Consider the following 11,928-nt stretch of genomic DNA (forward strand, 5'->3'; position numbering starts at 1 on the left):
GGGACATGAGGATGATGGGGTGAGGGCTTTCGGTCGGGGGGTCATGGTGAGGAACCTACCCTCTCGGGGGCGCTTTCGTCAATTACCCCCGCTGACCTGGGGGTTTTCTGCGCTTTCGGCGGCTTTCCGGTCCTTCTGGGCTGCTTGGCTGCTGTTCATACTCCTCAGTCTACACCCATTATCCTCAGCTATCAACCTATTCTCCTCAGCTTTCTCCATTTTTCCTCGGCTCAGGTATTGAGGAGAGAGGTGCTTTCACGGTATATTTAGAGGAGAGAGAGAAACACAATAGTCCGTTGATGAGGAGAAAGGAGTACGGCGGTGGATTTGCCAGTGCAGGTGGACTTGCCGGATTGGGTGGTCGAAGCGGTACGGCTCGGAGCGACGCGGAAAGGCGGGCCTCGGGTCCCGGTGGGGGAGGTGGTGTCCTTCTGCCGCTGGCCGCTGTCGCTGACCGTGCAGCGGGCACAAGCGGGGGACACGCTGGGGTCCATCGCGGCGGCGGCATACCCGGTGCCGTGCATGGCCTGCCGGTCTGAGCATCGGATCGACGTGTTGGCGATCGAGGCGCGGCAGCACGGGGACGAGGATCCGCGGGTGAAGCTGGACAAGGTGGCGTGCTCGGTCTGCGGCACCGTGGGCCTGTGGCCGCCGATCACGACACGGCCGGCGCAGGAACTGGAGTGGGCGAACAAGAAGTTGTGGAGCTCCTACGGGGCCGATGCGCCGCTGCCGAAGGGGGAAGTGGTGCTCGTGCCGCAGCTGTGCGGGTGCGAGGTGAAACAGCTTCAAACCCACGGCCCTCAGCCAACCTATGACGGTGACCCGCACAAGGCGAAGAATTCGGACCGCTGGCGAGACAAGCTGGTGAGCAACGCCTGGGAAGAGCTGTCGAACGCCCGCGCGGGTGTTGTTGCTGAGAGCACCGAAGACTCAGGCTATGATGCTCTGGGCACGTCCGAAAATGCAGGTGATGACGTGTCGGATATCGGCGCGCCTGAAAATGCTGATATCTCCGAGATAGCTGATGATGCCGTCGAGGTGGTTGAGCCTGTGGCGGCCCCTGCGGAAAGTCCCGTGGAGAAGACCGTTGCGGCGGCCACGCCGTCACCCACGCGCTTCCCCCCGCCTGCGGCGCGGCGGGTGCGGCTGGATCGCGAGACGGCGGTAGCGGCGGCGTCGGTGGAGTTAGCGGCGGAGCTCGCCGTGCCGGAGTCGGCGCCTGTGCCCGTCGGCGGCGATGATCCGTTGGCGCCGATGCGGGCTGCTCTGGCGGCGATGGCGGCGGCGGTGGGGCAGGCCTCGCGGCAGGCCACCGTTGCTCTCGAAGGTTTCGAAGAGACCGATGCGGCGGTGGCGAAGCGGCTTGCCGACCTCGAGTCTCGTTGCACGGCTGCGGAATCGGAGGTGGCGCAGCTGCGCGCCAGCTTGGCCGAGGCCGAGCGGCGGATCAAGCAGGCCGAGCAGGACCGTTTCGAGGCCCAGGGTGCTGAGAAGGCGCTGGCGAAGCAGTTGGAGAGGTACACCGCGGTACAGCACGCTCCTGGCGCGGGTAGGCGGCCTGCCCGGGTGCGGCTGACCCCGGCGCAGCTGTCCATGCTCGGGGATCTGCATCCCGAGGCCCGCGGTCGCCTGTCGGTGACGGTTGTGGTGATCGACGCCGAGGCGGAGGAGTTCGACTGGTACATCGGGGGAAAGCGCGTGGGCGACGGCGTGGTCAAGACCTTGGAATCGTTGTTGCGGCACAAGTTCATCGCCTTCGGTAGGGCCAACCGCGAGGGTTTCGCGCCGGTGAAGATCACCGAGGCGGGTCTGCGGGCCTACAGCGCACGGGCCGAGCAGCCCGTGAAGGTCGAGGCGGGGGAACATGGCGGTGAGGCCGTAGCCGATTCGAAGGGCACCGCGCGGCAATTCAAGCGCGATCAGTACCGGCTGCTCGAGGATATCCGCGCCGATCGCGTCTCAGTGCTGAGTGCGCGCGGCCCCGACGGGGAACTCGGGGCGGGGCTTCGGTTCCGCAACACCGATCAGGATCTGTCGAAAGCCCAGACCAAGTTCGTTCGGGACGCCTTCGACGCGGGACTCGTGGGCTGGTCGTTCTCCGATCCGCAGACAAAGGAGGTCGCCGAAGGCGCGTCCACCCCGGTCCGGCTGACCGACTCCGGAGCCGCTGCGCTCGATCAACAGGCCGCATAGGAGCGCCCAAACGTCCCATACACACACGAAATAGGCTCGACCCCATAGTGATTCAAGGGCGGACCTATTTCGTGTGTTTGCTGGCCTACGTGCGGGGCCGCTTTCGATGAACGGTGACCAGCGCTCCAGGGCCGCAGAGCTTCGGTGTGCTGCTCGATATCCCGCTCGGCCTGGCAGTCGGGCCATCATCAGCTGTGCGGCGTCGCGGTTGTCGTCGGCCGATCCGAGGCGGGAGAGGAACCGCTCACACATCTCGTGCCCGATGCGCGCCTGGTGCGGGCGAGCTGCTGCAGGGCCGAAGCATGGCCACCGAGACCGAGGATGATCTGGCCCAACGCTTCCTGGGGTGGGTGTCGGGTGGTGGCAGTTGGCCACTGATGGCGCCGCTGTCGGGGTGGTCGGTCACGTGAGCGCGGTGGTCGAGTAGGGCTCGGCGGCACCGCGTGAGGGAGCACCGATTCTCCTCATGTGGTGCCCGCTTTTTCCCCTCGAACGAAAGTGCCAACGGAACGTCACGCAACGCTACGAAACATATTTGCTGGTAATGGCTTCGAGCGCTCGCGTCAGTCAGTCCTCGGTCGGTTGTTTGCGGTTCTTGTGGCGGTGGTGGATCTGGCGGCATCTCGGCGAGCAGAACTTCCCGGGACGGCCGGTGTGGGCTTGGGGGACCGGGTTGTTGCAGTCCGGTGCAAGGCAGTAGCGGACGCCGCGGAAGTCGTCGAGCAGCAAGATGTTGCCGCTGGCGTGCTGTTCGCTGGCCCGTTCGCGTGGTGCGGATGCCGGCGCGGTGCGGGGTTTGGGCGGCGTGCTGGTGGGCTTGGAGGAGGTTGCGGGGGTTTCAGCGGTGTCGGTGTCCTCGTCGTCTTGGTAGGGCAGGTCGCGTTCGGGTTTGCGGACGGCCAGGATCGCGTCGGCGATGTCGAAGCAGGCCTGGGTGGGCAGGAACAACCCGCGCATCCGGACGAAGTCGGATTGGCTGGCCAGCAGACCGATCGCCACGCCCTGGGGGACGGACAGTTTGAGGACTTCCTCGGCGTAGACGGCGGGGGCAGTGGGGAGCAGGACCCGGAAGTCCTGGGCGTCGTTCACGGCGTGGCTGACCCTGTTGGTCAGCTGGGAGCGTACGGCGGTGGGCAGGTTGTCCTCGGAGACCTTCTGCAGGGAAACGATCAAGACGATGCCGTATTTGAGGGCGATGGCGGCCACTTTGCCCAGCAGGTCGCCGAACCGTGAGTGCTTGCGGAACAGGGCGGCCTCGTCGATGGCGAGCACCCACAGCGGCAGGTCCTCGGAGAAGTCGGTGATCTTGTCGATTTTCTTTTGGTGGAAGATTCGCTTGCGGCGCTCGATCTCGTCGAGCACGTCCAGGAGGATTTCGCAGGCGGCGTCGCCGTCGTTTTCCTCGCACACCCGGTGCAGCAAGCGGTACCAGGGCGGGGTGGCGGCGCCGTTGGGGTCGATCATCAGCACCTTGGTGTCGCGCATCAGCATGGCCCGGGCGACGAGGTTGTTGAGCAGGATCGACTTGCCGGATCGGGTGCGGCCGCCGATGACGATGTGTCCGTGCTTGGAGAGGTTGAAGGTGACCATCTCGCCTTGGTCGCTGACGGCCAGGTCGAAGTCGTCGTGGCAGCTCAGCGAGTTGGGTGCCACGACGGGCCGGTATCGGGTGGTCACCGACCCGTCGGCGTCGAGCACCTCGTGGACCGAGATCAGCGGGCACCAGGCCAGCACGGCGATCGGGTCGACCACGCGCAGTTCCAAGATGAGTTGGTTTCCGTCGCGGGACTTCACCCGTACCGCGGGGACGTCGAGGGCGGGGGCGATCTTGTCGGCTTTGCTGGCGAAGTCGTTGGCCGAGCAGTTGTCGGGGATCGTCAGGCGCACGCAGGCGCCGACAGGGACCGTCCACACACCGGAGTCGGGTATGCCGTTGTGTTCTCCGGGCAGCACGGTGGGCCAGGAGCCGGGGTCGCCGGTGCGGTGGTTGGGTTCTCTGCCCAGCCCGAGCCGCGTCCACAGTTCGCAGGCGCTCCAGGTCTCGGCGATCCGGCCCAGCCCGGTGTGCAGGCGTTCGGGGAAGGGTTGCAGCCATTGCTGCCATTGCGGGGTGGTGAGGGGGTCGCGGGTGACGAGGTCGAGTACGAGGAGGCGGCCGGTGACGCGGACGATGCGCACGACGTCGACGCCGAGGTGGTTGGCGAGTTCGGGGAGTTTGCTGACGTAGGCGGCGGGATTGGCGAAGTTGCTGGGCATGAGCAGGTAGACCCGGCTGCCGTAGCTGGTTTCTTCGACTCCGCTGGAGCAGGTTTCGGTGTCGAGGGTGGGGTGGTTGCCGGGTTCGCCGAGGCCGAGTTCGCCCCAGATGTCGGCGGCCTGGATCGGGTTGTGCAGGAGATCGGCGGCGCAGCGTGCGACCTGGTCGGTGATGGTGGCCGAGTCTCGTTCCCAGATGGCGTCTCGCTCGGCCTGCTCGGCCTCCTGCCGGGCCAGGGTGCGGCGGGCGGTCTTCTTGCGGTGGAGAACGACCTGAACGGCCAAGGCGATAGCGCCGGCGAGGATGGCCACGACGACAGCGCCGTGGAAGAACTGCCAGAGGGGGTGGATGAAGAACAGCCAGAACGCGACGGGGATGCAGGCGATGCCGACGATGGCGACGTGTTCGATGCCGATGCTTTTGGGGTTCATTGGTGTGGGGTGGTGTCGGCGCGCTACGAACGCGGTGGCTGCGGGGACGGCTTCATGAGGGGTGGACTATCGGGTGTCGGGCAGGACGAAAAGACGATTGCGCTAGCATGCTCGCATTCTAGCGTTCTAGCACTCTTTGATGCGCGGTCAGGCTTTTCGACCCCACTTCCGCGCGGTCGCCAGCGCAGCAGATCCCCCCATCTCTCGCCGTTCCTCCTGGCGAATCCGCGAGCCCCACACACCTTTTGCACCATTTCGACCGGGGTCGGATGGGGTCGATGCGGGGTCGATCGCAACCGCCTCGCGGGGGTCGGGGGTTCGTGGCGGTCACCTCCGGGGGCCGACACCCAGGACGTGGCGACGTACCCCGGGGGCCACCCCGTCGGCCCCGGGGTACGGACGGGGGTCGACGAGGGCCGACCCCCGTCGACCCTGGCGGCGGCGGGGTGACGGTTGGGGCCGGTGGCGCGGACCGGGCAGGGCCGTGCGCAGGGCGGTTCCGGTGGTTGTGTGGGTCCGCGGGCGATGGCCTCGCGCCAGGTCTTCGTGGAAGTTGGTTCATTCGACGTCGTTCTCTCCGTGTTGGCGTTTTCGTACGCTGCGGCCCTCATCCCCGTCCTTCGTTCTCTTCGGCGGCGCCAACCGAATGCCAGCCACTGGCCCTGCTCCCCTCCCTCGAGGGCCGAACTCCACCAGCCCTACACACCTTTTGCACCATTTCCGGTCGGACTATCGGGAATGCGGCCCCCTCCGGGGTCGAGGGGGCCGGGGTCGGCCGCTCGGGGGTCGGGGTCGGCCGCTCGGGGGTCGGGGCCGGGTCGGTGGGGGTCGTCCCTGGGAATGCTCGGGGGTCGGGGCCGGGGTCGGGCCAGCTATCCGAGGGTCGACCCCTGGCGGCCCGCTCGACCCCGGGAGGTACGTCGGCTCAATGCGGAGGGGCGGCGGGGAGGGCGAGGGGGGTCGCAGTGGTGGGGTCGGCGGAGGGGCGGCTGGACTCGGCCCCACCGACCCCGGCGTCCCCCGCGGGGTCGGTGGGGCCGCCGGGGTCGGTGGGGTCGGGAGGGTCGGCGGGGTCGGACCCTGCCGAGGGGGCCAGTTCGGGGGCGGGGGTGAGGGGCACCCGGAGTTGGATGTAGCCGCCTGCGGGGGTCGTCATGGTGGCCATGTCGATGTGGCGGAATCCGGCGGGGTTGGCGGCGGGGTGGCTGCGGATCTTGGCGCCGAGCGCGTTGGTGACCTGCTCGGGGTCGCAGGCGAGGGAGATCGTCACGGTCAGGTGATCACGCAGGTCTTTGGGCAGGGTCTCGCCGGTGGTGAGCACGACTGCGATGCCGACCCGGGGGCCGTTGATGAGCAGATCGAGGACCGCGTCTCTGTTCTCCCGTGCCAGTGCGGTGCGGGCGCGAGCGGCGGCGCTGCGGCCCTGGGCGGGGGCGAGGAAGGTGGAGTAGCCGTCGATGACGACGATCCACATCGGCCAGTCGACGGTGGGGCCTTGCTCCCAGTAGTCGGGGGTCCCCAGTCCGATCTGGGGGTAGCCGATGGCGGCCGCGCGCTGACGGCGCTGTGCGGCCAGGCCGGTGAGCAGTTTGTTGGCGGCGGCCAGGTCGTCACCGACCAGCTTGGTGCAGCGGTCGGCCAGACTCCGGTATCCGCCGGTGCGGGGGTCGGGCGTCGAGCCGTCGAGGACGAAGAACTCGAGATCGGGGTGGGGGGCCAGGTGAGTGAGCAGATTGCGGACGAAGGTGGTGCGGCCGGAGCCGGTGCGGCCGTGGACGCGCAGGCCGGGGGTGGTGGCGAAGTCGATTTCGACGGGGCGCGCGAAGGTGTCGGTGCCACACCAGGCACGGGTCGGGTCGGGGTCGATATCGGCCGGGTCGAGCGCGGCGGGGATGCTCACCTGCAGGCGCAGCTCCCAGTAGCCGTCCTGCGTGCGTTCGAACAGCACCTGCGGGACATTCCAGGCGCGGGCCAGGCTCGGCAGGAGCAGGGTGGTGAACTTCCTCTCGCTGATTCCGGGTGGCGGGTCCAGGACGACGGTGACGCCCCAGGGGTCGGCGTGGGTGGCGACGATGCGGGGAATCCGGAAGCGGCGACCGAGCAGCGTCTCGACCAGGGTCGCTTCGATGATCTTGACCGACAGCTTGCTGTTTCTTGCCAGGTGCGGCCAGGTGCGGCGCACATGGGCGGCCAGGCGTTCGTGGCGGCGGCGGTCGCGGCCGCGGGCGGTCCATACCCGCCAGCCCAGACCCCAGTAGCTGGCGAGGGTGTAGGCGAGGAACCCGCCGATCAGGGCGGCGAGCGCGGTGAGGATCAGCCGGGTCTGCGGCGAAAGCGTCGGCAGGAGGTTGATGGTGGTCATCGCGTGCTCCGGTCAGGCTTGAGGGAGGTCGGGCGGGCTACTTCCAGCCTAGCCTTACGCGACATAGTTTCATAGATTTTCGCGAAACTATGTCGCATAACGTTCAGGTTCCCGGCCCCGCCGCACGATTCACATCTGTTGCGCGCCATAGCGTTCCAGCCGAGGACCGGAGCACCGCTCAGCGCGAGACCTCAGTCTCGAGGCCTCGCCTACGCCGGCGCCGCAGCCGGCTCACGCCGTCGTTGTCGCGCACCGGTGGTGCTCGATGATCGCGAGCGTCATGGCGGCCAGCTGGACCGCGTCGCGGGCGACCAGCCCGTACAACCAGGAGTCCAGGGCCAGGCAGCCCTGCAGGCTGTCGGCATCGGGATAGTGCTCGATGGCCAGATGAGTGCGGTGGTCACCGATCGGCCATGCGGGGCGGTGCTCGACACCGACGTGGACCTTGAACACCCCGCCCCCGTCGGCCTGCCACAGCGTGGAGGTGCTGCTGGCTTGCGGTGGCCGGGGCGCCAGGTCGCCTGGGCGGTTCGCCAGGAACGCCACCGCGGGTATCGCGGCCGCCAGCTCGGCGCGGAACGCGGCCGACAGTTCGCTCGCGACCTGGAAGTGCTCATCGCTCGAGGTGCCCCCGGGTGGCGCCCAGCTGCGATCGGTCTTCATCCGCTCGTAGTCACCGTCAGCGCCGGTGCCGTCGAAGCGCCATTGCGGTTCCCGCATCTGCATCCGCATCACGGCCTCCTCTCACATCGTGTGGTGGAACTTTTTCTTCGAGATATCGTCGGCGTCCATCACTTCTGCGAAGGAACTCCCGCATCGTCGAGTGCCTCCCGCATCACAGTGTCGATGTCGCGTTCGCGGTACCGCAGCGCTTCCTCGTCGACCTGTTCGCCGCGGCCGGGGCCGATCCAGCCATCGAGGCCTGCCGCGTTGCCCGCGTCCCATGCTCGACCGAGTGATTCCTCGAGCGCGGCGGCGTGCAGCGCCGCGACCCGGCGGGCGCCGGTTTCGTCGTAGACGGTCAACACTCGCCAATCGCCTGGCAAGGCCGGTAAGTCGTTGCGGGCAGAGGCCCGATCGGGCCACGGCGCACCGTCGTAGGCGATCATCCAACCCCCATCGCGATAGCGTTCTGCGACGATGAAACCGACGGGCAACCGCCGCGCCGATGCTTCCAGCTCGGTGACCCGAGCACGCAGGGCGATCACCTCTTGGGCGAGTGGTCGAGACCAGGTTCCGGGCGTCTCGGCGATGCTGCGCAACTCGGCGTCGGTGAGGCGGTGGAACTCGTCAGGGGTGGACATGACTTCTCCTTCCAGGGGAAATGGGGGATCAGGCGCGTTCCACGCGCACGACGAGGTAGCTGTCGATGTCGAGCTGGCTGAGACCGGTCATCCGCCAGCCGTGCTGTTCGAGGACCTCGGCGGGGTCGACGCCGAAGCGGTCCAGCGGGTTGGAGTGCAGCGTGTACGTGGCGACTGGCGGCCCAGTGTGGCCGTCGGCGGTGATCACGATGTCGGCGATCTGGGCCGGGCTGTCGTCGGGGTCGAGGGAGTCGTCGGTGACGATGCGGGCGGTGAACGTCGCGCCGGCGGCGAGGACGGGCCTCGGCGGTGCGGTCACCCGTGTCTTCTCCAGCGCGATGAGCAGCAGATCGACCAGGCAGGTCGGCATCGGGTCGGCGAAGTCCCCGCTCAGGGCCATGATGCCGTCGGCGCGCAGGTGGATCCGGCCCTCGGCCAGTGCGGAGCGAGCGATGACGACGCAGTTGCCGTTCTCGTCCTGGCTGGTGGTCACGTCGATCACGTCGAGTCCTTTCGAAAAATAAAAGCGGGAAACCGGTCAGCCAGCCGAGCCTCGGCGGCTCACCAGTAGCCGACCACGGGCACCCGGTGCGCCACCGGGCCGTACCAGGAACGCACCACCAGCCAGCGCATGCCATCGCGGCCGGTGATCACCCGGTGCCGGCCGAGGCGGGGCACCTCCACCGTGATCTTGCGGGGCTCGCCGAATCGGGACTGGCCGTGAACGAACCGCCGTCGCCCCTGTCGAATCCGTGTCTCGTGCATCCGTCGAATCTGACTCGCGCGCATGATGTTTCACCTTCATCTCAGTGCTGTTGGTCGTGGCGGCCGGGGTGGGTGGTGGGCAGCTGGTGCCAGATCACGCCTGCGGTGTGGAAGGTGCTGCGGTGGGAGTGGACGTGCAACACCGGGTTCAGGTCCGCGTCGCGGGCTTCGCGGGTGCAGGCCTGGTGTACCTCGCTGGTGAAATCCCCGGGTACCAGGTAGATCCCCTCTCGGGTGTCGCCGGTGGCCGCGATCAGGTACCGCATGCGCGGGTCGGTGATCTGCTCGAGGTTCTGTCCTGCCGCGATACGCGGGCCCAGGACCCGGTCGCGGGTGTCGTCCCAGTCGCGTACCACGTGGTCCTGGCAGCCGGTGAGATCGAGGTGGAAGGTGTGCCCGCCGGGGTGGTCGGCGCTGGTGGGGAGGTGGTCGATCAGCATCCAGCCGTTGCCCGAGCGCAGCACCATCGCCAGCCAGCGGTTGTCGCGGGTGCGGTCGACCGCGGCGGCGGCATAGTGGATGAGTTCCAGATGGTGCGGGTAGGCGCGGTCGGTGAGGCGCTGTCGGCGGGCCAGGCCCAGCGCGCCGGTGTAGAGCGCGTCGGCGTCGAGACCGTCGCGGGTGGGGCCGGGTTCGGCGGCGAACTCCGCGGCCCGCTCGCGGGCGAGTGCGCGTGCGGCCGTGGCGGATTCGGATCCGGTGGCGATCGCGGTGGCGGCCTCGCGTAGCGGCGCGGCGACGGGACCGGTCAGCGCGAGTTCGAGGTGCAAGGGCAGCTGCCGCATCCCCCAGGCCAGCACGGAATCGTGGAGCTGCTGCTGGGCGGACGTATCGCCGCCGGTGAGCTCACCGGCGGCGGTCAGGACGGCCGCCGACGCGGCCGGGCGGGCGTCGATCGGGCCGTAGAACGCGGCGGTGGCGCGCTCACGCAGCTGCTCCACCAGGGCCCGATGGGTGGCGAAAGCGCGGGTGATGGCGTCGGAGTCGGTCATGAGGTGAAGGTCTCCCTGATCGGTTCGGCAGTGGTGTGGCGGTCGGGCGGGTTCGGGCACGGCGGCGACGAGGGCCACCGTTTAGGGCAGACGATCACAGATCTCGTCGTGGCGGGCGGCGGCCGCGGCGGCGTCGGCGTCGCTGGGGTCGCGCACCACCTGGTCGCGGGGGTCCCAGGCGGTGCTGTGCCAGGTGAACTGTCCGGTGTTCCTGGTGGTGTCGCGGGGGTGCCATTCGACGGTGACGACCCACCGCCACACCGGATGGTCAGCGATGGCGAGCACCGTGTAGTCCTCATCCCAGTAGAAGTCGTGGTAGCGCCCACCCACCCGGCGCGGACCGAGCTCATCGGCATCGACTCGGGTGAGTGAAGTCGGTGGCGGGGCGCCAGTGCCTGTTCCGGATTCGTCGTCGGCTCTGGTGGTCATGTGAGCAATCTCCGTCGTATCGGCTGGTCGGGGTATACGGCGTGGCCCTGCATGGCGGAGGTGCTGGTCCGGTTGTGCCGCACCAGGGTTCAGCGGCTCAGGTGCTGGCGCTGTGATGCGCGAGCGGCATGGAAGGCGGCGGCGAACTCTGTGGCGATGCCCTCGGCGACCTGTTCCTCGGTGATGCGCTCGGCGTCGCCCTCGAGGGTGTAGATGCCGACATACCAGGGGCCCGCGACAGCGTTGCTGTTCTCCTCGACACGGCCGATCAGGCAGTGGTCCCCATTGGTCGCGTGCAGGTAGTGCCCGTCATCGACGCGCGCACGCAGCCCGCTGCACCCGTCGTGCCACACGATTTCGGAGTCCAAGCCCTGCTCGCGCAGAAACGTCATCTCCGGCTGGTAGCGGTCGGTGAGCTCGGCCAACGAGGCAGCTCGACGCAGCACGCTGCTGCGCAGACCAGGCCGATCGGCGCGCCGTTGCGCACGGCGGGTGCGGCGGCGCGCGCGGACCCGCACCGGGCGATCAGGGTGTTCCGCGCCGGTGTTGGAGTTGATGCCGGTCATGAATGGTGGTCCTTCCCAGGCGATTTCGGGATCGACGTCAGTGCGCGGGCGCGGCTACAGGTCCATCCGCCATGAGCTGTGGCCGCCGCTCGAGTCGTGACCGAGGGCCAGGTTCACACCGCCACCGTTGCCGTTGTGCCCGCTGCCCAGGTCGAGGTGGACCGGTGCCGCTGCCGTGCAGAACATCCAGCACCCCGGCGTCGACGGCGCGCCGGTGCCCTCCGGATCGACCGCCTCGGAATGGGCGGGATCGGTAGCGCGGGGAGAAGCGAAGGAGTGATCGGTGCAGAACATCGCGCACTTGCCGGACGTCCCCGCCGTCCCCGCCGTCCCCGCCGTCCCCGCAGTCGCCGTCGGCGCTTCGACGCCAGCGGTGGCGGTGGCGGCGGTGGCGGCGGCAGCGGCGCTGGCGGCGGCCGGGGTGCGGTCGCTGGTCAGCACCAGCACGCCGAGCACGCCCACGGCTATCGCGGCCAGCAGCAGCCACACCCCGAGGAACCGCAGTCGCGCCGGGCGACGAGGGGCGCGCCCAGGCCGGTTACGGCGCGTGCGGGTCGTGGTGCGGGACTGGGTGCGGTTGCGGGATCCGTTGCGGCGGTTCATGTTTCCTCGACTCCACGTTATGG

The 11,928-nt window shown here is 68.6% G+C and carries 11 protein-coding genes; 1 reads left to right on the forward strand and 10 read right to left on the reverse strand.

All coding sequences use genetic code 11. The annotated features are described in order from the left end of the window. The first annotated feature begins 555 nt into the window (after positions 1–555). Positions 556–2,196, forward strand: a complete 1,641-nt coding sequence (locus ACQP2U_RS42065) for a hypothetical protein (protein WP_433716858.1) — start codon at positions 556–558, stop codon at positions 2,194–2,196. 567 nt (positions 2,197–2,763) lie between these two features. Here the strand turns inward: ACQP2U_RS42065 and ACQP2U_RS42070 are convergent. From ACQP2U_RS42070 to ACQP2U_RS42115, 10 genes are all read right to left on the reverse strand, one after another. Beyond that, positions 2,764–4,884 carry an FtsK/SpoIIIE domain-containing protein gene (locus ACQP2U_RS42070; protein WP_433716860.1) on the reverse strand — a complete coding sequence of 707 codons (2,121 nt, stop codon included), beginning with the start codon at positions 4,882–4,884 and terminating at the stop codon, positions 2,764–2,766. Between the two features lie 925 nt (positions 4,885–5,809). Continuing rightward, positions 5,810–7,246, reverse strand: a complete 1,437-nt coding sequence (locus tag ACQP2U_RS42075) for an FtsK/SpoIIIE domain-containing protein (protein WP_433716862.1) — start codon at positions 7,244–7,246, stop codon at positions 5,810–5,812. A 231-nt stretch (positions 7,247–7,477) separates the two neighbouring features. Further along, positions 7,478–7,978, reverse strand: a complete 501-nt coding sequence (locus tag ACQP2U_RS42080) for a hypothetical protein (RefSeq protein ID WP_433716864.1) — start codon at positions 7,976–7,978, stop codon at positions 7,478–7,480. A gap of 59 nt (positions 7,979–8,037) precedes the next feature. Continuing rightward, positions 8,038–8,550, reverse strand: coding sequence for a hypothetical protein (locus ACQP2U_RS42085; RefSeq protein ID WP_433716866.1), 513 nt, complete (start codon positions 8,548–8,550; stop codon positions 8,038–8,040). A gap of 28 nt (positions 8,551–8,578) precedes the next feature. Beyond that, positions 8,579–9,052 carry a hypothetical protein gene (locus tag ACQP2U_RS42090; RefSeq protein ID WP_433716868.1) on the reverse strand — a complete coding sequence of 158 codons (474 nt, stop codon included), beginning with the start codon at positions 9,050–9,052 and terminating at the stop codon, positions 8,579–8,581. Between the two features lie 59 nt (positions 9,053–9,111). After that, positions 9,112–9,315 carry a hypothetical protein gene (locus ACQP2U_RS42095; RefSeq protein ID WP_433716870.1) on the reverse strand — a complete coding sequence of 68 codons (204 nt, stop codon included), beginning with the start codon at positions 9,313–9,315 and terminating at the stop codon, positions 9,112–9,114. 41 nt (positions 9,316–9,356) lie between these two features. Then, positions 9,357–10,307 carry a hypothetical protein gene (locus ACQP2U_RS42100; protein ID WP_433716872.1) on the reverse strand — a complete coding sequence of 317 codons (951 nt, stop codon included), beginning with the start codon at positions 10,305–10,307 and terminating at the stop codon, positions 9,357–9,359. A gap of 81 nt (positions 10,308–10,388) precedes the next feature. Continuing rightward, on the reverse strand, positions 10,389–10,736 hold the full coding sequence (locus tag ACQP2U_RS42105) for a hypothetical protein (protein ID WP_433716874.1): 348 nt from the start codon (positions 10,734–10,736) through the stop codon (positions 10,389–10,391). An 89-nt stretch (positions 10,737–10,825) separates the two neighbouring features. Continuing rightward, positions 10,826–11,302, reverse strand: coding sequence for a hypothetical protein (locus ACQP2U_RS42110; protein WP_433716875.1), 477 nt, complete (start codon positions 11,300–11,302; stop codon positions 10,826–10,828). A 54-nt stretch (positions 11,303–11,356) separates the two neighbouring features. After that, positions 11,357–11,905 (reverse strand): hypothetical protein, encoded by a 549-nt coding sequence (locus ACQP2U_RS42115; protein WP_433716877.1) that lies wholly within the window; start codon positions 11,903–11,905, stop codon positions 11,357–11,359. Positions 11,906–11,928 lie beyond the last annotated feature (23 nt).

Source organism: Nocardia sp. CA-084685 (assembly GCF_050955785.1).
Classification (GTDB): Bacteria; Actinomycetota; Actinomycetes; order Mycobacteriales; family Mycobacteriaceae; genus Nocardia.

Excerpts from the sequence above, each read along its gene's own strand:
- ACQP2U_RS42110 (WP_433716875.1), bottom strand. The coding sequence starts at position 11,302 with ATGACCGGCATCAACTCCAACACCGGCGCGGAACACCCTGATCGCCCG.
- ACQP2U_RS42105 (WP_433716874.1), bottom strand. The coding sequence starts at position 10,736 with ATGACCACCAGAGCCGACGACGAATCCGGAACAGGCACTGGCGCCCCG.
- ACQP2U_RS42080 (WP_433716864.1), bottom strand. The coding sequence starts at position 7,978 with ATGCGGATGCAGATGCGGGAACCGCAATGGCGCTTCGACGGCACCGGC.
- ACQP2U_RS42115 (WP_433716877.1), bottom strand. The coding sequence starts at position 11,905 with ATGAACCGCCGCAACGGATCCCGCAACCGCACCCAGTCCCGCACCACG.
- ACQP2U_RS42085 (WP_433716866.1), bottom strand. The coding sequence starts at position 8,550 with ATGTCCACCCCTGACGAGTTCCACCGCCTCACCGACGCCGAGTTGCGC.
- ACQP2U_RS42070 (WP_433716860.1), bottom strand. The coding sequence starts at position 4,884 with ATGAACCCCAAAAGCATCGGCATCGAACACGTCGCCATCGTCGGCATC.
- ACQP2U_RS42095 (WP_433716870.1), bottom strand. The coding sequence starts at position 9,315 with ATGCACGAGACACGGATTCGACAGGGGCGACGGCGGTTCGTTCACGGC.
- ACQP2U_RS42100 (WP_433716872.1), bottom strand. The coding sequence starts at position 10,307 with ATGACCGACTCCGACGCCATCACCCGCGCTTTCGCCACCCATCGGGCC.
- ACQP2U_RS42075 (WP_433716862.1), bottom strand. The coding sequence starts at position 7,246 with ATGACCACCATCAACCTCCTGCCGACGCTTTCGCCGCAGACCCGGCTG.